Annotated in this window: 19 protein-coding genes; 11 read left to right on the top strand and 8 right to left on the bottom strand. The window is 73.2% G+C overall.

Annotation, left to right across the window (positions count from 1 at the left end; genetic code table 11):
- Positions 1-292: 292 nt before the first annotated feature.
- Positions 293-1,054, bottom strand: coding sequence for a hypothetical protein (locus OF852_RS10305; RefSeq protein WP_271119071.1), 762 nt, complete (start codon positions 1,052-1,054; stop codon positions 293-295).
- A 70-nt stretch (positions 1,055-1,124) separates the two neighbouring features.
- Between OF852_RS10305 and OF852_RS10310 the strand changes: the two genes are divergently transcribed.
- On the top strand, positions 1,125-1,772 hold the full coding sequence (locus OF852_RS10310) for a MarR family winged helix-turn-helix transcriptional regulator (RefSeq protein ID WP_271119072.1): 648 nt from the start codon (positions 1,125-1,127) through the stop codon (positions 1,770-1,772).
- 20 nt (positions 1,773-1,792) lie between these two features.
- Here OF852_RS10310 and OF852_RS10315 read toward each other — a convergent pair whose 3' ends face one another.
- The 3 genes from OF852_RS10315 to OF852_RS10325 are packed head-to-tail and all read right to left on the bottom strand — an operon-like array spanning position 1,793 to position 3,851.
- The gene (locus tag OF852_RS10315; RefSeq protein ID WP_271119073.1) at positions 1,793-2,194 is read right to left on the bottom strand and encodes a MarR family transcriptional regulator; all 402 of its coding nucleotides are present in this window, start codon (positions 2,192-2,194) and stop codon (positions 1,793-1,795) included.
- Positions 2,195-2,203: 9 nt separating this feature from the next.
- Positions 2,204-2,521, bottom strand: coding sequence for a putative quinol monooxygenase (locus OF852_RS10320; protein ID WP_271119074.1), 318 nt, complete (start codon positions 2,519-2,521; stop codon positions 2,204-2,206).
- A 34-nt stretch (positions 2,522-2,555) separates the two neighbouring features.
- Positions 2,556-3,851 (bottom strand): MFS transporter, encoded by a 1,296-nt coding sequence (locus OF852_RS10325; RefSeq protein ID WP_271119075.1) that lies wholly within the window; start codon positions 3,849-3,851, stop codon positions 2,556-2,558.
- Between the two features lie 242 nt (positions 3,852-4,093).
- On the opposite strand from OF852_RS10325, the gene dnaK reads away from it, so the two are divergent.
- The 8 genes from dnaK to OF852_RS10365 all read left to right on the top strand — a co-directional run bounded on the left by dnaK (position 4,094) and on the right by OF852_RS10365 (position 12,327).
- Positions 4,094-5,962 carry a molecular chaperone DnaK gene (gene dnaK, locus OF852_RS10330; protein WP_271119076.1) on the top strand — a complete coding sequence of 623 codons (1,869 nt, stop codon included), beginning with the start codon at positions 4,094-4,096 and terminating at the stop codon, positions 5,960-5,962.
- Positions 5,963-5,964: 2 nt separating this feature from the next.
- The gene (locus OF852_RS10335) at positions 5,965-6,621 is read left to right on the top strand and encodes a nucleotide exchange factor GrpE (RefSeq protein ID WP_271119077.1); all 657 of its coding nucleotides are present in this window, start codon (positions 5,965-5,967) and stop codon (positions 6,619-6,621) included.
- Positions 6,622-6,630: 9 nt separating this feature from the next.
- Positions 6,631-7,626, top strand: coding sequence for a DnaJ C-terminal domain-containing protein (locus OF852_RS10340; protein WP_271119078.1), 996 nt, complete (start codon positions 6,631-6,633; stop codon positions 7,624-7,626).
- 66 nt (positions 7,627-7,692) lie between these two features.
- Positions 7,693-8,121 carry a heat shock protein transcriptional repressor HspR gene (locus OF852_RS10345; protein ID WP_271119079.1) on the top strand — a complete coding sequence of 143 codons (429 nt, stop codon included), beginning with the start codon at positions 7,693-7,695 and terminating at the stop codon, positions 8,119-8,121.
- Entirely contained in the window at positions 8,118-8,819 is a 702-nt protein-coding gene (locus OF852_RS10350; protein ID WP_271119080.1) for a hypothetical protein, read from the top strand. Before OF852_RS10345 ends, OF852_RS10350 begins: the two co-directional genes overlap by 4 nt.
- Entirely contained in the window at positions 8,812-9,561 is a 750-nt protein-coding gene (locus OF852_RS10355) for a DUF2510 domain-containing protein (protein ID WP_271119081.1), read from the top strand. The genes OF852_RS10350 and OF852_RS10355 overlap by 8 nt, the downstream gene beginning before the upstream one ends.
- Before the next feature lie 39 nt (positions 9,562-9,600).
- Positions 9,601-11,805, top strand: a complete 2,205-nt coding sequence (locus OF852_RS10360; protein WP_271119082.1) for an ATP-dependent Clp protease ATP-binding subunit — start codon at positions 9,601-9,603, stop codon at positions 11,803-11,805.
- 39 nt (positions 11,806-11,844) lie between these two features.
- Complete coding sequence (locus tag OF852_RS10365) at positions 11,845-12,327, top strand: heme-degrading domain-containing protein (protein WP_271119083.1); 483 nt, start codon at positions 11,845-11,847, stop codon at positions 12,325-12,327.
- 11 nt (positions 12,328-12,338) lie between these two features.
- On the opposite strand, the gene OF852_RS10370 is transcribed toward OF852_RS10365, so the two are convergent.
- A complete protein-coding gene (locus OF852_RS10370; protein WP_271119084.1) occupies positions 12,339-13,223 on the bottom strand; it encodes an LLM class flavin-dependent oxidoreductase in 885 nt (294 codons plus the stop codon).
- A gap of 111 nt (positions 13,224-13,334) precedes the next feature.
- Between OF852_RS10370 and OF852_RS10375 the strand changes: the two genes are divergently transcribed.
- On the top strand, positions 13,335-14,594 hold the full coding sequence (locus OF852_RS10375) for a CPBP family intramembrane glutamic endopeptidase (protein WP_271119085.1): 1,260 nt from the start codon (positions 13,335-13,337) through the stop codon (positions 14,592-14,594).
- A 35-nt stretch (positions 14,595-14,629) separates the two neighbouring features.
- Here OF852_RS10375 and OF852_RS10380 read toward each other — a convergent pair whose 3' ends face one another.
- Positions 14,630-15,127, bottom strand: coding sequence for a hypothetical protein (locus tag OF852_RS10380; RefSeq protein WP_271119086.1), 498 nt, complete (start codon positions 15,125-15,127; stop codon positions 14,630-14,632).
- Complete coding sequence (locus OF852_RS10385) at positions 15,124-16,815, bottom strand: long-chain-fatty-acid--CoA ligase (protein ID WP_271119087.1); 1,692 nt, start codon at positions 16,813-16,815, stop codon at positions 15,124-15,126. The genes OF852_RS10380 and OF852_RS10385 overlap by 4 nt, the downstream gene beginning before the upstream one ends.
- A gap of 186 nt (positions 16,816-17,001) precedes the next feature.
- On the opposite strand from OF852_RS10385, the gene OF852_RS10390 reads away from it, so the two are divergent.
- Positions 17,002-19,659, top strand: coding sequence for a fibronectin type III domain-containing protein (locus tag OF852_RS10390; protein ID WP_271119088.1), 2,658 nt, complete (start codon positions 17,002-17,004; stop codon positions 19,657-19,659).
- Between the two features lie 52 nt (positions 19,660-19,711).
- Here the strand turns inward: OF852_RS10390 and acs are convergent, their stop codons facing one another.
- On the bottom strand, positions 19,712-21,712 hold the full coding sequence (gene acs / locus OF852_RS10395; protein WP_271119089.1) for an acetate--CoA ligase: 2,001 nt from the start codon (positions 21,710-21,712) through the stop codon (positions 19,712-19,714).
- Between the last annotated feature and the right edge of the window lie 31 nt (positions 21,713-21,743).

Raw genomic sequence — 21,743 nt, forward strand, 5'->3', positions numbered from 1 at the left:
TTCCGAAATGCAGGATCGGCGGCTGGGTGATCCCGCAGGTGCTGGGCCCCAGCTGCGGACGGAGTCGTCCCATCCTGCATTTCGGGAGGGGGCGGCTCGGGAGGGGGTGGGGTGCGGGCCGGCGCGGATTCAGGATCCGAGGCGTTGTGCGAGCGCGCTGGCGCGAATTCCGGGTCGGTGCGGGTGCCTGCTCCTGACTCCACGCCGCTCGCGGCGGGTGCGACGGCGGACGACCGCCCCCGGAAGCGCTGACGGCTTCGGCTCGGGAGCGGATGTCCGCCGTACGTCGCGGCTAGCGCTCCTCGCGCGGGCGACGGGGGTGGGGCGTGCGTCCGCCGCGCTCGTGCCACGGGCCTCGCGGGTCCGCGCCCCGCTCGGGACGCTCGCCGTCGCGGCTCGGCTCGCCGCCATGGCCGCGATCCGCTTCGCTGTCGCTGTCGCTGTCGGGCTCCGCCGCCGCGAGGTTCTCGGCGATGCGTTCGAGGGTCGCCATCGTCGTCGCCCAGTCGGCGTCGTCGATGCCCTCGCGCACCGAGGCGCGGAACTCGGAGATCCGGGCGTGCTGCGCATCGTGCGCGGCGAGGCCCTGCTCCGTGAGGTGGTAGCGGCCGTCGCTCGCATCGACCCAGCCTCGGGTCACGAGTCCGGCGAGCAGGTCGCCGAGGCTGCGGTGGCGTCGCGGGCCGCCGTGCTGGTGCGCGGCGTCCGGGCCCATGCCGGGGTGACCGGGCACGACACCCGGGTGCCCGAATCCGAGACCCGGGTGGTGCCCGAGGCCGTGCCCGCGCGCGGGGCGGTGCGCGAGCCCGAAGCGCTGCCTGCGGCCGATGCCGGAGCCGCGCGGATGCCGGCGCTCGCCGCGGCCCGGCAGCGCCTCGCGGAGCTCGTCGAAGGTGGCGGGCCCGCGCTGCAGCGTGGTGAGGATGCGCCACTCGCGGCGGCGGATACCGGACGCGCGGAGCGCGCGCCCGGTGCCGGCGTGGAGGCGGGGGCCGATGGTCTCGATCCAGAAGCCGAGGGGTCGGCGGTCGGTGGGGATGGTGGTGTCGTTCATGGGTCCTCCTTCGTCGAGCGGTCCGCTCGACATTGCATGTACTGTAACAAACAAATGTAAGATGACATACATGGCCCGGACGCGTCAAGACCCCGACCCCTCGGACCCGATCGTCGCGATCGAGCAGGCGCTCATGCAGATGCGGCGCGACCAGCAGGCGAGGATGCTGCAGCGCGGTCGAGGCGGACCGGGCGGCTTCCCGGGCGGGCCCGGGTTCCGTGGCCGATCGGGGGGACGCCTCGGCCCCGACGGCCTCAGCCGGCGAGACGCGCACGCGGACAGCACCGACAGCGCGGGCAGCACCGGCAGCGCGGAGCAGCGCGATCACCTCGGCCACGGCGGGCACCACGGCCACCACGGGCACGGCCCCCGCGACCGCAGTCTCGGCGGGGCGGCCCGCTTCCGTCTCCTCGACGCGCTCGAGGCGGGGCCGAGCACGGTCTCCGATCTCGCGGCCCGCGTGGGCGTCGACCAGCCGCGCGCGAGCCGGCTCGTCGCGGAGGCCGTCGACCACGGCTTCGCCCGCCGAGGCGTCGACCCGGCGGATGCACGCCGCGCGGTGGTCGAGCTCACCGAAGCCGGGCGCTCGCGCCTCCACGCCGCTCACGAGACACGACGGGATGCGGTTGCAACCGCCGTCGAGGGTTTCAGCGACGCCGAGCGTGCCGCCTTCGCCGAGCTGCTCACGCGCTTCGTGGCCGCCTGGCCGCGAGCCTGAGCTGCGCCCGCGGCGACGCGTCAGGCGGGGGGCTGCTCCGCCCAGCCGAGCTCGCGCGCGGCGGCTTCCAGGGTGCGCGCCACGGCATCCGCATCCTCGGGGGCGACGACCCGCTCCAGCAGGGAGCCGATCGACTCCAGCACCTCGGCGAGCGCATCGGTGGCGGTGCGGCCGCGGTCGGTGAGCGTCACGATCTCGCCGTGGAGGATCCAGCCGCTCTCGATGAGCTCGCCGAGATCGTCGGAGTCGTCTGCCGCATCCTGCACCTGCTGCGCGTCGGCGGGCCCGCGGCGCAGCAGCGCGAGCACCTGCCACTGCGCGTGCGTCACGCCGTGCTCCTCGAGCGCGGTCTCGAGCCGCTCGTCGAGCATCCGGCCGACGAGCGCGACCCAGAATCCGAGGGGATGCGACGGCTCCGTCATGCCCCGACGCTACTGCGGGATGCCGCCTCCGTCGAGAGGCGTGCCCGCGACCTCGAAGCGCAGCCCCGACATCTCGCCCGAGAGCAGCGGCCGCGCCTCCGCGATCGCGGTCCGCACGGACGCCAGCTCGAGCGAGGCCCGGTGGTGATCGGCCGACTCCCACAGCTCGCTCACGAAGACCGCATCCGGCTCGTCGTCGGAGATGCCGACGTCGTAGCGCAGGCACCCCGCCGCGCGCAGCTCGACGGAGGGGCGGGTGAGGAGGGCGACGAGCTCATCCCGGCGGCCGGGCAGCGTGCCGAGGGTTCCGACGTTCACGAAGGTCATGCCGAGATCCTCAGGGGAGCCGCCGACATCCCGATCAGCCGGCGCCCTCCGGCAGCTTGACGAGTGCGGTGAGCACGAGCCCGACGAGCAGGATGAGCAGGACGCCGAGGATGCCCCAGGCCTGCGACCCGCCGATCGCGATGAGGGCTCCCCAGAGCACCGGCGAGAAGAAGCTCGTCGCCCGCCCGGTCGTCGCGTAGAGGCCGAAGATCTCGCCCTGGCGGTCGGCGGGCGCGAGCCGCGCGAGGAGCGAGCGGCTCGCGGTCTGCGCGGGGCCGACGAAGGCGGCGAGGGTGAGCCCGCCCACCCAGAACACGGCGGGGCCGAGGTCGCGGAGCAGGAAGACGAGGAGGCCGACGATGACGAGCCCGGTGAGGGAGCCGAGGATGACGCGTCGCGGCCCGATCCGGTCGTCGAGGCGCCCCGCGAGGATGGTGACGACGCCCGCGACGATGTTCGCGACGACGCCGAAGACGACGACGCCGAAGAAGTCGAAGCCGAAGGTGATGGCGGCGATCGAGCCCGCGAAGGTGAAGACGCCGGCGAGCCCGTCGCGGTACACCGCGCTCGAGAGGAGGAACCAGAAGGTGCTGCGCGACTCGCGCCAGAGGCGGCGGATGTCCTGCGCGAGCACGACGTAGGAGCGGAGGAAGCCGACCCGCTCGCGCCCGGCGGCGGGCGCCGCCGACGGCACGTCGCGGAAGAGCGGGATGCAGAACAGCAGCGTCCAGAGCGCGCAGCCGACCGCGACGAGCCGCAGCCCCGTCTCCTGCGGGAGGCCGAACCAGCCGGCGAGCTGCACCGCGATCACGAGCGCGAGCATGATGATGCCGCCGAGGTAGCCGAAGCCCCAGCCGAGCCCGCTGACGCGCCCGATGGTCGAGGGTGTCGAGACCTGCGCGAGCATCGCGTAGTAGTTGACGTTCGCGAACTCGCTGATGATGTTCGCGACCGCGACGAGGATCGCGCCGAGCAGGAAATACGAGGGCAGCGGCTCGACGAGGACGAGGGCCGCGGTCGCGGCGATGAGGAGGCCGGTCCAGACGCCGAGCCAGAGCTTGCCGCGGCCGGAGGCGTCGGTGCGCTGGCCGAGGACGGGCGCGAGGACCGCGATGACGAAGCCGCCGATCCCGATGATGAGGCCCATCTGGCCGGAGAGGTCGTCCTCCGTCTGGCCCGGCGCGAGGAACAGCTCCGACTGCAGGTAGAGCGGCGCGAAGACGAAGCTGAGGATGACGGTGTTGTACGGCTGGGCGGCCCAGTCCCAGAGGGCCCAGGAGAGCACCTGCCTCCGCGTGACCGCTGCGGGCGCGCTCGTCGTGTCGCTCATGCTCGCAGACTAGCCGCGGGGGGAACGGGCGGGCGACGACGAGGTGAACGTCGCGGCGCCGCACCCCTCCGCACGGCCGCGAAGCTGTGAGTTGAGTCAATCGGACTCAACTTCGACGGTCTCGGCTTGACACGGCCGCGGGGCCGCCGCAGACTTGACATCGCTCGACTCAAGTCGAGTCTCAGGATCAGCCGGGGGACGCAGCTCGCCCGGATCGGCAAGCACAGGAGAACACCCACACCATGGCTCGTGCAGTAGGGATCGACCTCGGAACCACCAACTCGGTGGTGGCCGTGCTCGAGGGCGGAGAGCCCACCGTCATCGCGAACGCCGAGGGCTTCCGGACGACGCCCTCCGTCGTCGCCTTCACGAAGGACGGGGAGGTGCTCGTCGGCGAGACCGCGAAGCGCCAGGCCGTCACGAACGTCGACCGCACCATCGCCTCCGTCAAGCGCCACATGGGCACGACGTGGAAGCAGGAGATCGACGGCAAGCAGTACACCGCGCAGGAGATCTCGGCCCGCACGCTCGCGAAGCTCAAGCGCGACGCCGAGCAGTACCTCGGCGAGGACGTGACCGACGCCGTCATCACCGTGCCCGCCTACTTCAACGACGCCGAGCGCCAGGCCACGAAGGAGGCCGGCGAGATCTCCGGCCTCAACGTGCTCCGCATCATCAACGAGCCCACCGCGGCCGCGCTCGCCTACGGCCTCGACCGCGGCAAGGAGGACGAGCTCATCCTCGTCTTCGACCTCGGCGGCGGCACCTTCGACGTCTCGCTCCTCGAGGTCGGCAAGGACGAGGACTTCTCCACCATCCAGGTGCGCTCGACCTCCGGCGACAATCGCCTCGGCGGTGACGACTGGGATCAGCGCATCGTCGACCACCTCGTCAAGCGCTTCAAGGAGTCGACGGGCGTCGACGTCTCGAACGACAAGATCGCGAAGCAGCGCCTCAAGGAGGCCGCGGAGCAGGCGAAGAAGGAGCTCAGCTCCTCGACGTCCACCAACATCCAGCTGCCGTACCTCTCGCTCACCGAGAACGGCCCCGCGAACCTCGACGAGACGCTCACCCGCGCCCAGTTCGAGCAGATGACGAGCGACCTGCTCGACCGCACCAAGAAGCCCTTCGAGGACGTCATCCGCGAGGCTGGCATCCAGGTCGGCGACATCGCCCACGTCGTGCTCGTCGGCGGCTCGACCCGCATGCCCGCGGTCACCGAGCTCGTCAAGCGCCTCACGGGCGGCAAGGAGCCCAACAAGGGCGTCAACCCGGACGAGGTCGTCGCGGTCGGCGCGGCCCTCCAGGCCGGCGTCCTCAAGGGCGAGCGCAAGGACGTCCTGCTCATCGACGTCACCCCCCTCAGCCTCGGCATCGAGACGAAGGGCGGGATCATGACGAAGCTCATCGAGCGCAACACGGCCATCCCGACGAAGCGCTCGGAGACCTTCACGACGGCGGACGACAACCAGCCCTCGGTCGCGATCCAGATCTTCCAGGGCGAGCGCGAGTTCACCCGCGACAACAAGAACCTCGGCACCTTCGAGCTGACCGGCATCGCCCCCGCCCCGCGCGGCGTGCCCCAGATCGAGGTCACCTTCGACATCGACGCGAATGGCATCGTCCACGTCTCGGCGAAGGACAAGGGCACCGGCGCCGAGCAGTCGATGAAGATCACGGGCGGCTCCTCGCTGCCCAAGGAGGACATCGAGCGCATGGTCCGGGAGGCCGAGGAGCACGCCGCCGAGGACAAGGCGCGTCGCGAGTCCGCCGAGACCCGCAACAACGGCGAGCAGCTCGTCTACTCGGTCGAGAAGCTCCTCCAGGAGAACGCCGAGAAGATCCCCGAGGACGTCAAGACGAGCGTCCAGACGGACGTCGACGCGCTCAAGACGGCGCTCTCGGGCGACGACGACGAGGCCGTGAGCACCGCCTTCGCGAACCTCTCGACGAGCCAGACCAAGATCGGCGAGGCCATCTACCAGTCCGGTCAGGACGCCCAGGCGGCGCAGGACAGCGCCGCCGGCGGCCCCCGCCCGGCCGACGAGAAAGCCGACGACGAGGACATCGTCGACGCCGAGATCGTGGACGACGAGGAGCCGAAGAAGTAGCGATGGCCGACCAGCAGAACCACGACGAGACGGACCCGAAGGGCGAGTCGAAGTTCAGCGACAAGCGTCGCATCGATCCGGAGACGGGCGAGGTTCGCGGATCGGCCGGCGGCGAGAAGGCGGAGGCCGAGGAGGCCTCCGCCGACTCGGCCGGCCCGGCCGCCTCGCCGGAGGACCGGCCCGGCACGCCCGACGCGACGGACGAGGAGCTCGTCGAGCTGCTCGCCGAGGCCGAGCGCGACCTGGTGGCGGAGTACCGCGACCGCGCCGCGCGCGCCGAGGCGGAGCTCAAGAACTTCCGCACCCGCGTCGAGCGCGACCGGCAGGCGAACCGCGAGGCCGTCATCGCCGAGGTCATCCGCTCGCTCCTCCCCGTGATCGACGACCTCGATCGCGCCGAGAAGCACGGCGACCTCACCGAGGGCACCCCGCTCGCGCTCATCGCCCAGAAGCTCCGCGGCGGCTTCGACCGCCACGGGATGCACCGGGTCGGCGAGCTGGGCGAGGTCTTCGACCCGAAGCTCCACGAGGCGATCGTCCAGATCCCCAGCGCCGACGTCGAGGTCAACACGATCGCCGACGTCATCGAGCCGGGCTACGCGCTCGGCGACCGCCTCATCCGCGCCGCCAAGGTCGCGGTGCACACCCCTCAGCAGTAAGGAGTCCGCATGGCCAGTCAGGACTGGTTCGACAAGGACTTCTACGCCGTGCTCGGCGTCAAGAAGGATGTGTCCGACGCCGAGCTCAAGAAGACGTACCGGAAGCTCGCGCGGCGGTACCACCCGGACTCCAACCCGGGCGATGCCGCCGCCGAGGCCCGCTTCAAGGAGATCAGCGAGGCCAACTCGGTCCTCTCCGATCCGAGCTCGCGCGCCGAGTACGACCAGATGCGCGCCATGGGCTCCGGTGCCCGCTTCACCGCGGGCGGCGCCGGCGGTCAGGGCGGATTCGAGGACGTCTTCGGCGGGATGTTCGGCCCCGGCGGTCGCGGCGGGCGCGCCCAGTACCAGTACTCGGGTGGGCAGGGCGGCTTCGACGACGTGCTCGGCGGGCTGTTCGGCAACGGCGGCTTCGGTCAGTCGAGCGGCGGCTTCCGCGGCTACGGCGGGCCCACCCCCGGGCGCGACATCGGCGCTTCCGCCGCGCTCGACTTCCTCACCGCGATCCAGGGCGACACCGTCCAGCTCACGACCGGCGACGGCACGAGCGTCAAGGTGAAGATCCCGGCCGGGGTCTCCGACGGGCAGAAGATCCGCGTCCGCGGGAAGGGCGCCCCGAGCCCCGACGGCGGCGAGGCGGGCGACCTCGTGCTCCAGGTGAGCGTGCGACCGCATCCCGTCTTCCACCGCGACGGGCTCAACCTGCGTCTCGACGTGCCGGTCACCTTCGCGGAGGCCGCGCTCGGCGCGACCATCGAGGTGCCGACGCTCGGAGGCGACCCCGTCAAGCTCAAGGTCGCGGCCGGCACCCCGAGCGGGCGCGTGCTGCGGCTGAAGGGCCGCGGGGTCTCGACCTCGAAGGGCACCGGCGACCTGCTCGCGACCGTCATGGTCGCGGTGCCGAGCCACCTCCCGGGCGACGCCCGGGAGAAGCTGGAGGCCTTCGCGGCGTCGATGCCGGAGGAGAACCCCCGCGAGGAGCTGCTCGACCGGGCACGCGACTAGCGCGGGACCGGGCACGGCGGCGAGCCGTGGCGAGCGGCGATCGACACGGCGAGGAGAGGAGGAGCGATGGACGAGCAGACCCCGGTGTTCGCGATCGCGATGGCGGCCGAGCTCGCCGGCATGCACCCGCAGACGCTCCGCCAGTACGACCGCCTCGGCCTCGTGAGCCCCAGCCGCACCGCCGGGAAGTCGCGGCGCTACTCGATGCGCGACATCGCGAAGCTGCGCGAGATCGGGCAGCTCAGCCAGGAGGGGCTCAACCTCGAGGGCATCCGCCGGATCCTCCAGCTCGACGACGAGGTCGTCGCGCTGCGCCGCCGGGTGCGCGAGCTCGAGACGGCACTCGCCGACGAGCTGCTCGCCCGCCCCGGCCGCCGGGTCTTCGCCGCCGGCGAGTCCGGAGACGTCATCTCGCTGCGCGCCGGGGAGCGCGCGCAGCGGTCCAACCAGCTGGTCGTATGGCGGCCGATGCTGCTGAGAGGGGAACGATCATGACCGCGAGCATTCCCGGGCCGGACGCCTCCGCTCCGACCGGCTACCTGCCGCCGCGCCCGCCGCGGCCGGCCCTCGAGGCGCGCCTGGCGCGGTCCTCGCGCGTCGCCGGCGGCCTCGGCTTCACCCTCATGAGCCTCGGCTGGGCGCTCCTCGCGGCCGCCGCCGGCCTCCTCGCCTTCGGCGCGTTCTTCGGCTTCCTCTTCTCGATGATCGCCCGCTCCGGGCAGGACGCCGAGGATGTCGCGCGGCTCGAGCGGATGCTCGCCGGCATCGACGTCGCCGCGATCGCCGGGCTGCTCGTGGTCGCGATCGTCGTCGGCGCCGGGATCTGGACGCTCGGCCTGCTCGCGAGCGCCGGCATCCTCAAGCGCAGCGGGCACCCGCGACCCTGGGGCGTCACCTGGGCCGCGACCGGCATCGCGGTCGTCGCCTCCTGGGTGCTGCAGTCGATCCTCTCGGTCATCCTCCAGACGGTCGCCACCATCGGCCAGATCGGCGCGGTCGGCACCTCCGACGGCGGCGTCGAGTCGACCGTCGTCGCCGCGCTCGCGCCCTGGGCCCTCACGATCGTCGTCGGCGGCCTCGTCTCCCTCGCGCTGACGGTCGCCGTCGGCGTCCTCAGCTGGTGGTGGATGGCGCACGCCATGCGCCCCGCCGCACACCCCCTCCCCGATCCGAACGGAGCTCCCCGTGTCTGACCCGCAGTCGATCCCCGCAGGCTGGTACCCCGACCCGGAGGTGCCCGGCGGCACGCGCTGGTGGAACGGGATCGCGTGGACGGAGCAGCGCGGCGTCGCGGCCCCGGCGGCGCCCGCGGCCCCGGTCGCGCCGCAGCAGGGGTACGGGACCCAGCAGGGCTACGGGCAGCAGCAGCCGTACGGCCAGGGCGCCCCGGCCCAGCAGCAGCCCTACGGCATGGTGCCGGGCCGCTCGCCCTTCGACGCCCCCGCCCCCGCCCCCGCCGGCACGAGCAGCTCGACCTGGAGCATCTGGCTCATCGTGCTCCTGCCGCTCCTCGCGCTCATCCCGCTCGCGCTGCAGGACTGGGACGCCCTCATCCAGGGAGCCGTCGCCGCCTCCGATCCGTACGACCCCCTGTTCGGCGAGACGACGGCCTTCACCGCCGCCGACCTCCTCGGCTGGGTCCTCGGCTTCCTCATCTACGGCGCCACCGTCCTCCTCGCCTGGCTCGACTGGCGCACCCTCGCCGCCCGCGGCATCCAGAGCCCCTTCCACTGGGCCTTCGCATTCATCCCCGTGAGCCTCGTCTACGTCATCGGCCGGTGCGTCGTCGCGAAGCGCCGCGGTGCGCCGGGCTGGGCCCCCATGGCGGTCGCGATCGCGCGCATGGCGCTCGAGGTCGTCGTCCAGATCGTCATCTTCGCCATCGCCTTCTCGGTCGCGTTCGAGCAGACGATGCCGGGCGGCATCCCCAGCTGACCCGGACGCACCACCATCACCGAACGGACCTCTTCGAACATGGCCAACATGCAAGGCGCGCCCTCCACGCAGGAGGAGCAGCAGACCGCCCTCGAGCAGTACGGCGTCAACCTCACGGAGATCGCGAAGAGCGGCAAGCTCGACCCGGTCATCGGCCGCGACGCCGAGATCCGGCGCATCAGCCAGGTGCTCACGCGCCGCACCAAGAACAACCCGGTGCTGATCGGCGAGCCCGGCGTCGGCAAGACGGCCGTCGTCGAGGGCCTCGCGCAGCGCATCGTCGCGGGGGATGTCGCCGACTCCCTCAAGGACAAGCAGCTCGTCTCCCTCGACCTCGCCGCGCTCGTCGCCGGCGCGAAGTTCCGCGGCGAGTTCGAGGAGCGGCTCAAGGCCGTGCTCAAGGAGATCGACGAGTCCGACGGCCGCGTCATCACCTTCATCGACGAGCTCCACACCCTCATGGGCGCGGGCGGCGGCGAGGGCTCCGTCGCGGCCGCGAACATGCTGAAGCCCATGCTCGCGCGCGGCGAGCTGCGGCTCATCGGCGCCACCACGCTCAACGAGTACCGGGAGTACATCGAGAAGGACGCCGCGCTCGAGCGGCGGTTCCAGCAGGTCTACGTCGGCGAGCCGAGCGTCGAGGACACGGTCGCGATCCTCCGCGGCCTCAAGGAGCGTTACGAGGCGCACCACAAGGTCGCGATCGCCGACAGCGCGCTCGTCGCCGCAGCCACCCTCTCGAACCGCTACATCTCGGCCCGTCAGCTGCCCGACAAGGCGATCGACCTCATCGACGAGGCCGCGAGCCGCCTCAAGATGGAGATCGACTCCTCCCCCGTCGAGCTCGACGAGCTCAAGCGCGCGGTCACCCGCCTCGAGATCGAGGAGCTCGCGCTCAAGAAGGAGAAGGACGAGCGCTCCCGCCAGCGGCTCGCGAAGGTCCGCGAGGAGCTCACCGCGAAGCGCCACCAGCGCGACCGGCTCGACAAGCAGTGGCAGGCCGAGAAGACCTCCCTGCACAGCGTCGGCGACCTCAAGAGCCGCCTCAACGACGCCCGCATCGAGCTCGACCGCGCGATGCGCGAGCAGGACTACCAGAAGGCCTCGAAGCTCAACTACGAGGTCATCCCCTCGATCGAGCAGCGGCTCGCCGAGGCGGAGAAGGTCGAGCAGCTCGGGCCGCGCATGGTCAGCGAGCAGGTCACCGACGAGGACATCGCGGCCGTCGTCGCCGCGTGGACCGGCATCCCCGTCGACCGCCTCCGCCAGGGCGAGACCGAGAAGCTGCTGCAGCTCGAGGCCGAGCTCGGCAAGCGGCTCATCGGCCAGAAGGATGCCGTCCGCGCCGTCTCGGAGGCGGTGCGGCGCACGCGGGCCGGCATCAGCGACCCCGACCGGCCGACCGGCTCGTTCCTGTTCCTCGGCCCCACCGGCGTCGGCAAGACGGAGCTCGCGAAGGCGCTCGCCGAGCAGCTCTTCGACGACGAGAAGGCGCTGCTGCGCATCGACATGTCGGAGTACGGCGAGAAGTTCTCCGTCTCGCGGCTCGTCGGCGCCCCTCCCGGCTACATCGGCTACGAGCAGGGCGGTCAGCTCACGGAGGCCGTCCGGCGCCGACCGTACTCGGTCGTGCTCCTCGACGAGGTCGAGAAGGCGCACCCCGAGGTCTTCGACCTCCTCCTCCAGGTGCTCGACGACGGGCGGCTCACGGACGGGCAGGGGCGGACCGTCGACTTCCGGAACACGATCCTGATCCTCACCTCGAATCTCGGCTCGCAGTTCCTCACCGACCAGACGCTCGAGTGGGAGGCGAAGCAGGCGGCGGTGCACGAGCTCGTGCAGAAGTCCTTCAAGCCGGAGTTCGTGAACCGCCTCGACGACATCGTCGTCTTCTCGCCGCTCTCGGAGAACGACCTCGGGCAGATCGTGTCGCTCTACATCGACCGGCTGGAGCGCCGGCTCGTCGACCGGCGCCTGCAGCTCGCGGTCACGCCCGATGCGCGTGCCTGGCTCGCGGAGCGCGGCTACGACCCGATCTACGGCGCGCGGCCGCTGCGGCGGCTCATGCAGCACGAGATCGACGACCAGCTCGCGAAGTCGCTCCTCGGCGGCGCCATCCGCGACGGCGACACCGTCAAGGTGGATGTCGCGCTCGGCGTCGACGGCCTCACGGTCACGCGCTTCGACCTGGGCTCCGCCCCCGCGCCGGACCCGGACGCGGCCTCCCCCTCGAGCCCGGCCTAGGCGCGGGCGCGCTCGTGCCGGTCGGGCTACGCTCGCGGCATGGGCGATGAGGCGCGGGAGCTGCTGGAGCGGATCGAGGCCGAGGAGCGCGAGCTCGTGCTGCCGCGGTTCGGACTCGACGAGGCGTGGGAGCTCGGCTCGCGGATGCGGGAGGCCGCGCTCGTCGCGGGGCATCCCGTCGCGATCGGGATCTCGCTCGGCGAGCAGCGCGCGTTCCATGCCGCGCTGCCCGGGTCGAGCGCCGACAACGACGGCTGGCTCGAGCGCAAGACGCGCGTCGCACGCCGCTACGGGCGCTCGTCGTACGGGGTCGGCGCCTCCTTCCGAACCGCCGGCAAGCGCTTCGACGAGGATGCGCGCCTCGACCCGGCGCACTATGCCGCGCACGGCGGGGTCGTCGCGATCGTCGTCGACGGCGTGGGGCCGGTCGGGACGGTCGGGATCTCGGGGCTGCCGCAGGCCGAGGATCACGCCTTCGTCGTCGAGCACCTGCGTGCGCTGAAGGCGCGGCTGGCGGGATAGGGCGGGCCGGCTCAGCGCAGGAGCGGCAGCACCTCGCGGCCGAGGAACTCGACGAGACCCTCGAGGTCGGGCTCGTCGCCCGTCGGCTGGAGCTGCACCGTCGTGACGCCCGCTGCGAGCAGTCCGCGGACGCCCGCCGCGATCCGCTCGGCCGAGCCGGCCGCCCACGTGGTCTCGTCGGCCTCCGGGTGCCACTTCGCCGCATCCCGAGCCGCGCGCTGCGCGGCATCGCCCGCGGCCGGGTCGTCCTTCGCGACGACGAGCGCCGCGACGACGGGCAGCTCGCCCCGCTCGGCCGGACGCGCCGACCTCGCGGTCGCGATCGCCTCCTCGATGACGCGGGTCGGCGCCGCGGCGCCGATCAGCAGGCCGTCGCCGAGCTCGCCGATGAGCGCGAGCGACTTCGGCCCGCCCGCTCCGATCCACAGGGGGACCCGCTCGACCGGCGGCCATTCGAGCGCCACGTCGTCGAGCTTCACGTAGCGGCCGTCGGTCGTGACCCGCTCCCCGTCGAGCAGCGCCCGCAGCGCGGCCGCATGCTCGCGCAGCAGGGTGAGCGGCGAGGCGGCGCGGACGCCCACCTGCCCCATCCACTCCTGCACGCCGTGCCCGATCCCCGGGAGGAAGCGCCCGGGGAAGGCGCGTGCGAGTGTCGCGATCTCCATCGCGAGCAGCGGCGCCGTGCGCAGCGGCACCGGCAGCAGCGAGATGCCGACCGAGATCCGCGATGTCGAGGCGAGCGCGATCGCCGCCTGCGCGATGCCGGCCTCGGCGAAGCAGTCCTCCCACACCCAGAGGTCGTCGAAGCCGGCGGATTCGACGGCGCGGGCGAGCGAGGGAAGCCGCTCGGGCGGGGCGGCGGGGACGAAGGCGAACCCGAGTCGGGGGGAGCTCATGGTCCCACGGTGGCACGAGCCGCGGACATCCGGGCGGGATGCGGCTGACGAAGCGCTCCGAGTCGCGGCCGCCGGGACGCCCGTGTCGTCGAGGCACGGGAGGATGGGCGGGTGAGCCTTCCTCCGCCCCCCGACCCCGGTGCCCGCATCCCCGAGCAGGCGGTCGCGCCGGTGCCCGTCGCGCCCGTGCCGGTCGCGCCGGCGCCGGTCGCGGTCCCGTCGGCCGCGGGCTACGCGCTCCACCGCCCCGGCGCCGAGAAGCCGCCCGCCGTCCCCGTCGTCGAGCGCGCGCACCACCACTTCCTCCGCACCCCGCGCGGGCGCTGGTGGAAGAGCCTGCTGCTGCTCCTCGCGGTCGGGGCGGCCTTCCTCGTCATCTCGGTCCTCGCCTCCTTCGCGCTCTTCCTCGACGTCGCGGTCGGGTGGGTCGACGAGGCCGACATCACGCTCGACAGCGTCCCCGTGGGCCCGTGGCTGTTCCTCGCGAACAACCTCGCGCTCGCGGCCTTCATCCCCGCGTCGATGCTGCTGCAGTGGGCGATCACGGGGCAGCGGCCCGGCTGGCTGTCCTCGGTCACGGGACGCTTCCGCTGGGGGTGGCTCCTCCGGTGTCTTGCCGTCGTGGTGCCGCTCTGGCTGCTCGTCCTCGGGCTCGGCTTCCTGCTGGAGCCGCCAGGTGAGGCCCAGCTCGACGGTCGGGGGCTGTTCCTCTTGATCGCGGTGCTCCTCACGACCCCGTTCCAGGCGGCCGGCGAGGAGTACGCGTTCCGCGGGCTCATCCCCCGCGTCGTCGGCTCGTGGATCCCGAACTCCGGCGTCGCCTTCATCGTCGGCGCGATCCCCGCGAACCTCGTGTTCATGCTCCTCCACGGGGCCGCCGACCTGTGGCTCAACATCTTCTACTTCTCCTTCGGCATGCTCCTCAGCGTCGTCGTCTGGCGCACCGGCGGGCTCGAGGCGTCCGTCGCCATCCACGTCGTCAACAACCTCGTCGCGCTCCTGCCGATCGCGTTCCTCGGCGGGCTCGAGGAGTCCTTCCAGCGCGAGGCGGGGGCGGCCGGCCCCGAGGTGCTCATCTCGCTCGCGGGTCTCCTCATCGCGGCCGGACTCATCGTGCTCTGGGCGCGCCTCGGCAAGGTGCGGCGCCTCGGTGCGCCCGCCGCGGGCTGGGTCCCGGAGGCCGCCCCGGCTCCGGCGGGCGTGTTCGGCTCGCCCGTGCCGATGCCCGCGTACGGGATGCCGCCCGCGCCCGTGCCGGCGTCCCCGACGGCGCAGCCGCAGCCGGCGATGCCCGCGCCGTCTGCGCCGGCGCCCGCACCGGAGCCCGCCGAGTCCGCGCCCCGCCACGGCGGCTTCGCGCCGCCGAGCTGAGCCGAGCCGCGCAGCCGCGCAGCCGCGTACGCGCGCTACCCGCCGAGCAGGTCCGCGCGCATCCGCGGCAGGAACTCGAGCGGGATCACGAGCCCGCCCTCGTCGTGCGCCTCGACCTGCAGCATCCGCACGCCCGACTGCGCGAAGGAGGCCGCCCACTCGGCGGCCGCGGGCATCGGCACCGCGAGCAGCAGCGACGACTCCTCCTCGGAGAGCCCGGCCGCGCGCGCGGTGTGCACCGCATCCTCGGGCCGGCTGAAGGCGAGCATGGTCGGCGTCTGCCCGTCCGGGCCCGCGTAGACGACGAGCGGGGCGGGGCTGTCGCTCTCGCCGCGCGCCACGAAGATCCAGTGCGGGAGGCGGAACACGGCCTCCCAGAACGCCCGGCGATGCTCCGGGGCGGCGCCTTCGTCGCGTGCCGCGGCGAGCAGCGGCGGCAGGACCGCGGCGGCGGCCTCCTGCTCGGCGACCGAGGCCTCCGCCTCCGCCCGCTGCGCCGGGTCGAGTCCCTCGGACGAGACCTCGCCGCTCACGAGACGCCGTCCGCGATGAGCTGCTCGCGCACCTTCTTGCGCAGCACCTTGCCGATCATCGACTTCGGCAGCTCCTCGACGATCACGACCCGCTTCGGCACCTTGTAGGCGGCGAGCGCGTCGCGCGCATGGGCGCGCAGCGAGTCCTCGTCGACGCTCGCGCCCGCCGCCGGCACGACCGCCGCGACGACGTGCTCGCCGTCGCGCTCGCTCGGGAGGCCGACCACCGCGACGTCGGCGACGCCCGGGAAGCCGCGGAGCGCATCCTCGACCTCGCTCGGCGAGACGTTGAAGCCGCCCGTGATGATGAGCTCCTTGATGCGGTCGGTGATGCGGATGAAGCCGTCCTCGTCGATCGACACGATGTCGCCCGTGCGGAACCAGCCGTCGACGAACACGGCCGCGGTCTCCTCGGGCTTGCGCCAGTAGCCCGACATGACCTGGGGTCCGCGCACGACGAGCTCGCCCGACTCGCCGGGCGCCACATCCTTCGTCGGGTCGTCCTGCGACACGACCCGCACCTCGGTGCTCGGCAGCGGCAGCCCGATGGTGCCCGCACGGCGGTTCTCGTGCACGGGGTTGGCCATGAGCACGGGGCTCGTCTCGCTGAGGCCGTAGCCCTCCACGAGGTAGCCGCCGGTCGCCTCCTCCCAGGGCGCGACGACCTTCTCGCTGAGCGGCATGGCGCCCGAGATGGCGATGCGGATGCCGTCGAGCGAGACGCCCTTCTGCTCCGCCGCCGCCGTGAGGCGCTCGTAGATCGGCGGCACCGCGGGCAGGAAGGTCGGCGGCCGCTTCTTGATGACGGGGAGCACGAGGTCCGGGTCGAAGCGCGGGAAGAGCACGAGGCGTGCGCCCATGCTCATCGCGAAGGTGAGGCAGAGGGTGAGCCCGTAGGCGTGGAAGAGGGGGAGCACGGCGTACACGGTGCAGTCGCCGCGCGTGATCTCCGGCACCCAGGCGCGGGCCTGGGCGGCGTTCGCGACCAGGTTGCGGTGGGTCAGGGTGGCGCCCTTCGGGGAGCCGGTCGTGCCCGAGGTGTACTGGATGAGGGCGACATCGTCGACGGTGGGGGCGGGGACCGACTTCTTGATCCGCCGGCCGGCGACCGCATCCTCCCAGGGCATCGTGTTCCGCACGCGGGTCGTGAGCGCCGCCCGGGATTCGCGGGCGCGCTTCACGGGGAGGCGGAGGGCGAAGCGGGTGCGGGCGGGCATGGCGCGCGTCATGTCGACCGAGACGATGTGGTCGACGGCGACATCGGCGGGGAAGGCCTGGATCGTCTCGACCGTCTTGTCCCAGGCGATGACGACCTTCGCGCCGTGCTCCTCGAACTGGTGGCGGAGCTCGCGCGGCGTGTAGAGCGGGTTGTGCTCGATGACGATCGCGCCGAGGCGCAGCACCGCGTAGAAGGCGACGACGTGCTGCGGGCAGTTCGGCAGGACGATCGCGACGGGGTCGCCCTTGCGGACCCCGAGCTTGCGGAGCGTCTCGGCGGCGCGCTCGATCTGCCCGCCGAGCTCCGCGTAGGTGGTGGTCGCGCCGAAGAACTCGAGGGCGACGCGCGACCCGAACTCGCGGACCGAGCCGCGGATGAGATCGCCGAGGGTGTCGACGACCTCCTCGATCTCCTCCGGGACACCGGGAGCGTAGGAGCGAAGCCAGGGACGGGGCGTCTCGATGGTCACGCGGCCAGCCTACGGGGCGGAGGCGAGGAGGCATCGGGATTCGGGGTCGTGCGGCTCGTCCGTCTGCACCGCTCCGGGGATGGATCGTCGGAGACGCCTTCTCGGATGCGAGGACTTGTCGCGTGCTGCTATGCTCCCGGCCGCCCAGGCCGACCACGTGCACGAAAACGACCGAGAGGACCAGCCGTGAACCTCAGACTCCTCCCCCGCCGGGTCGCGGCGGTGGCCGCGACCGCCGCGATCGTCGCCGGGGCGCTGCTCGTCCCCGCGACGGCGGCGCATGCCGCGCGGACGCTCGACGCGTCGAACGAGCGCCCGGTCGCGGCGCAGAGGACGTTCATGTCCCGGTGGGCGCAGACGTTCACGGCACAGCGGAGCGGGTCCCTCACGAGCCTCGAGGTCCGCAACAACGGCGGGGGATCGATCGCGGTGGTCGCCGTCTCGGGGGGCCAGCCGTCCGGCTTCCCTGCGAACGCCCAGTACGCGGGAGCCAACGGCGACGGGTTCTTCCGCTACATCTACAACGACTCCCCGGTCCAGGTCATCGCCGGGCAGCAGTACGCCATCCTGGGCACCGGCAGCATCTCCGTGAGCGACCCGGAGGTGAGCGACTACCCCGGCGGCGCGCTTCTCGACGAGGACGGGGGAGGCTGGACGGATGTCGGTGCGGATCTGATCTTCCGCGTCTACCTCGACGATGATCGGCCCACGATCGCGGCGGCGAGCTTCGAGCTCCGCCGCGGCGAGCCCGCGAGCGGCGCCCGGCTGCAGGCGACCCCCGATTCGGCGAACCTCACGGTCGCCCCGAACTCGAAGCTCCCCGCGGGGCTCTCGCTGCAGCGCCTCGAGGACGGCTGGTACGTCACCGGCACGCCGACGGCGAACGGCTCCTTCACCACCCGACTCCGCGCCCTGACACCCACGGGCTTCTCCACCGAGCGCACGGTCGGCTTCGAGGTCCGCTCGGTGCCCGGCGCTCCGACGCAGCTCGCAGCCTCGGGGCTCGACGGCGGGATCCGCGTGACGTGGTCCGCGCCGACGGACTCCGGCAACGCCGGGACACTGCGCTACCGCGTCCGCGCAATCGACACGACCACCTCCTCGCTCGCCGTGGACGAGGAGACCACGGCGAACGCGATCACGCTCGCGGGGCTCGACAACGCGCACGACTACCGCCTGGAGGTGACGGCCGTGAACGACCTCGGCGCGGGTGGCGCGAGCGCCATCGCGGCCTCGCCGCCCGCGGCGCCGAGCGCGCCGCGCTCGATGGCCGTCGAGGAGCACGACGGCTACATCGTCGTCACGTGGGAGCCACCGGTCTCCGACGGCGGTTCGCCCATCCTCCGCTACGAGGCAGCTTGGCCCGGGGAGCCGACACGCACCGTGACGTCGCCGTACCGCGTGGAGGGCGCCAACGGCGTGGGCATCTCGACGCGCATCTACGCGGTCAACCGCTCGCGGTCGGGTGCGCACGTCATCGCCCGGGGCATCCCCCGCACGGTGCCCGACGCGCCCGCCGTGTCGACGCTCTCGCCCAGCGCGGGGCGGGTAGAGCTCGCCTGGACGGCGCCGAGCTGGAACGGCGGTGCGGCGATCACGGCCTACACGGTGGAGCACCGGAGGCTCGGCGCGGCCGTGTGGCAGAGCTCGGAGTCGCTGGCGGCCGCGGCGCGCTCCCTCGTGGTCTCCGGCCTCGAGGACGGCGCGGGCTACGAGTTCCGCATCCGCGCACACAATGCGGCGGGAGCGAGCGCCCCCTCCTCGGCACGGCAGGAGACCCCGTTCCGCGCGCCCGACGCGCCGGGGCTGCAGCTCCGCGGGCAGGGCGACGGCACGATCGAGCTCGGCTGGACTGCACCCGCCTTCGACGGCGGGCGGGCGATCGAGGGCTGGATCCTCGAGCATCGGGCAGCCGGCGGCTCCGGCCAGTGGCAGCAGTCGGCGACCCTTCCCGTCGGGACGAGGTCGACGACGTTCGAGGATCTCGAGCCCGGCACGCTGTACGAGTTCAGGGTCCGCGCCGAGAACCCGGCCGGGCGGGGCGAGCCGTCGCAGCTCGTCGAGGCGCGGTTCGCGGTCGCCGCCGGGGAGCCGCGCTCGGTGACGGCGCTCGCCGGCGACGGCGAGGTCGCCCTGAGCTGGCTGCCGCCGACATCGACCGGCGGCTCCGAGCCGACCCGCTACGAGGTCCGCTGGGGGACGCCCGGCACGCCGAGCGGCGGCACGCAGATCGTGATCGGCACGAGCACCCGCATCCGCGGGCTCGGCAACGGCGCACCGGTCGTCTTCGATGTGCGCGCGGTGACCGCCGCCGGCCCCGGAGCCGCGGCCGCCGCGACCGCGAGCCCCTTCGCCTTCGCGCCCACCGTCCACGACCTGGCGGGCGCGCAGATCCGGGAGACGCGCCGCGGCGAGCGGATCGTGCTCCGCGCCGCGGGCCTGCCGGAGGGCGCGACCGTCGAGGCCGAGTTCCACTCGAACCCGAGCCCGCTCGGCGAGGCGGTCATCGGGCCGAACGGCCTGCTCGTGCTCGAGGGCGTGATCCCCGACGACGCCGAGCTCGCCGGCCACCGCATCGTCCTGACGCTCGTGGCCGAGGGCTCGCTGCCGCGCAACGCCGAGCTGCCGATCCGGGTCATCGGCCCGGGCGGATCGGACACGTCCCCTTCGGACCAGCCCGCAGGTTCCGGCGTCGATCCGGCGGCGCCGGCAGCCGGAGCCGACGCGGGCGCGGAGCGGCTCGCCAGCACGGGCGGCGACGCGGCGCCGCTCGGCCTCGCGGCGCTGCTCCTCGGCCTCGGCGTCCTCCTCGTGCGGAGGGCGCGGCGCCGGGCGGCCGCCTGACGGCTGACGGCGGCGGACCGCCGGCGGCACGACCGCCCGGGGCCGGCCCGGATCAGCCGCGCAGCCGCGCCGCGATGCGGGCCGGGCCCTCGGGCTCCTGCAGGGAGGTCGTGTCGCCGAGGGGGCGGCCGTCGACGATGTCGCGGAGGAGCCGCCGCATGATCTTCCCCGAGCGGGTCTTCGGGAGCTCTGGCGTGAGGTGGATGGCGCGCGGCTTCGCGATGGGGCCGATCACCTGCGCGACGTGGGCGCGCAGCTCGGCCGCGACCGCATCCTCGTCGAGCCCCTCGCGTGCCGGGATCACGAAGGCGACGACCGCCTCCCCCGTGGTCGGATCGTCGGCGCCGGTCACGCCGGCCTCCCCGACGAGCGGGTGCGCGACGAGCGCCGACTCGATCTCGATCGTCGAGAGGCGGTGCCCGGAGACGTTGATGACGTCGTCGACGCGGCCCAGCAGCCAGATGTCGCCGTCGGCATCCGCCTTCGCGCCGTCGCCGGAGAAGAAGTAGCCCTGCTCGGCGAAGCGCGCCCAGTAGGAGTCGAGGTAGCGCTGCGGGTTCCCCCAGACGGTGCGCGCCATCGACGGCCAGGTGCCGGCGACGACGAGGTAGCCGCCGGCGCCGGGCGGCACCTCGCGGCCCGCATCGTCGACGACGAGCGTGCGGAGCCCGGGAAGGGCCTTCGTCGCAGAACCCGGCTTGAGCGTCGACAGCCCCGGGATCGGCGCCATGACGGCGGCCCCCGTCTCCGACTGCCACCAGGTGTCGACGATCGGCGTCTCGCCGCGCCCGAGCTGCTCGCGGAACCACATCCACGCCTCGGGGTTGATCGACTCCCCCACCGAGCCGAGGAGGCGGATGCTGGAGAGGTCGTGGCCGTCGGGCACGCCGTCCGGGAACCAGGTCATGAGCGTCCGGACGAGCGTCGGCGCCGTGTAGTAGACGGTCACGCCGTAGCGCTCGATGATGCGCAGGTGCCGCTCGCGGTCGGCGGCCCCGGCCTCCCCCGCATCCGGCGTGCCCTCGTAGATGACCTGCGTCGTGCCGTTCGCAAGCGGGCCGTAGAGCTCGTAGGTGTGCGCCGTCACCCAGGCGAGGTCGGCCGTGCACCAGTGCACGTCGTCGGGCTTCGCGTCGAAGGCGGCCCAGTGGGTCCAGCTCGCGCCCGTCAGGTAGCCGCCGCTCGTGTGCACGAGGCCCTTCGGCTTCCCCGTCGTGCCGCTCGTGTAGATGATGAAGAGCGGGTTCTCGGCGTCGAAGGCCTCCGCCTCGTGCACCTCCGGCTGGCGGTCGACGAGCTCGTGCCACCACACGTCGCGGCCGTCCGTCCAGGCGAGGTCGGGGGTCTCCTCCCCGGTACGCCGCACGACGAGCACGTGCTCGAGGTGCTCGAGCCCGGCGGCCGCGGCATCCGCGTTCGCCTTCACGGGAACCGCCTTGCCGCGCCGGAACTGCCCGTCGCTCGTGACGAGCAGCTTCGCCGCCGTGTCCTCGACGCGGAAGCGCAGCGCCTCCGCCGAGAAGCCGCCGAAGACGAGCGAGTGGATGGCGCCCACGCGCGCGACCGCGAGCGCGATGATGACCGTCTCGGGGATGACGGGGAGGTAGACGACGACGCGGTCGCCCTGCCCGATCCCCAGCTCGGTCAGCGCGTGGGCCGCCTTCGACACCTCGCGCCGCAGCTCGGCGAAGGTGAGCACCCGGCGGTCGCCGCGCTCGCCCTCGAAGTAGTAGGCGACCTTCTCGCCGAGGCCCGCCTCCACGTGGCGGTCGACGCAGTTGACGGCAACGTTGAGCCGGCCGCCCGCGAACCACTCGGCCTCCGGCGGCGCGAGCGTGCCGTCGGCCTGCAGCGCGGGGCTCCAGCGGTGCGCGGTCGTCCACGGCTCGGCCCAGTCGAGGCGGCGGGCCGCCTCCTCCCAGAACGCGACCGGGTCGGCCGCGGCGCGATCCCAGGCGCCGGCGTCGACGTTGCTCGTCGCGGCGAGCTCGGCGGGCGGCGGGAAGGACCGCGTCTCGGGCAGGAGCTCGCGGAAGGGCGCGTCGGTCGTCATCGCTCCCACGCTAGGGCGGCGGCGCGGGGGC

Origin of the sequence: Homoserinibacter sp. YIM 151385 (assembly GCF_027912415.1) — a bacterium.
Taxonomy (GTDB): domain Bacteria; phylum Actinomycetota; class Actinomycetes; order Actinomycetales; family Microbacteriaceae; genus Schumannella.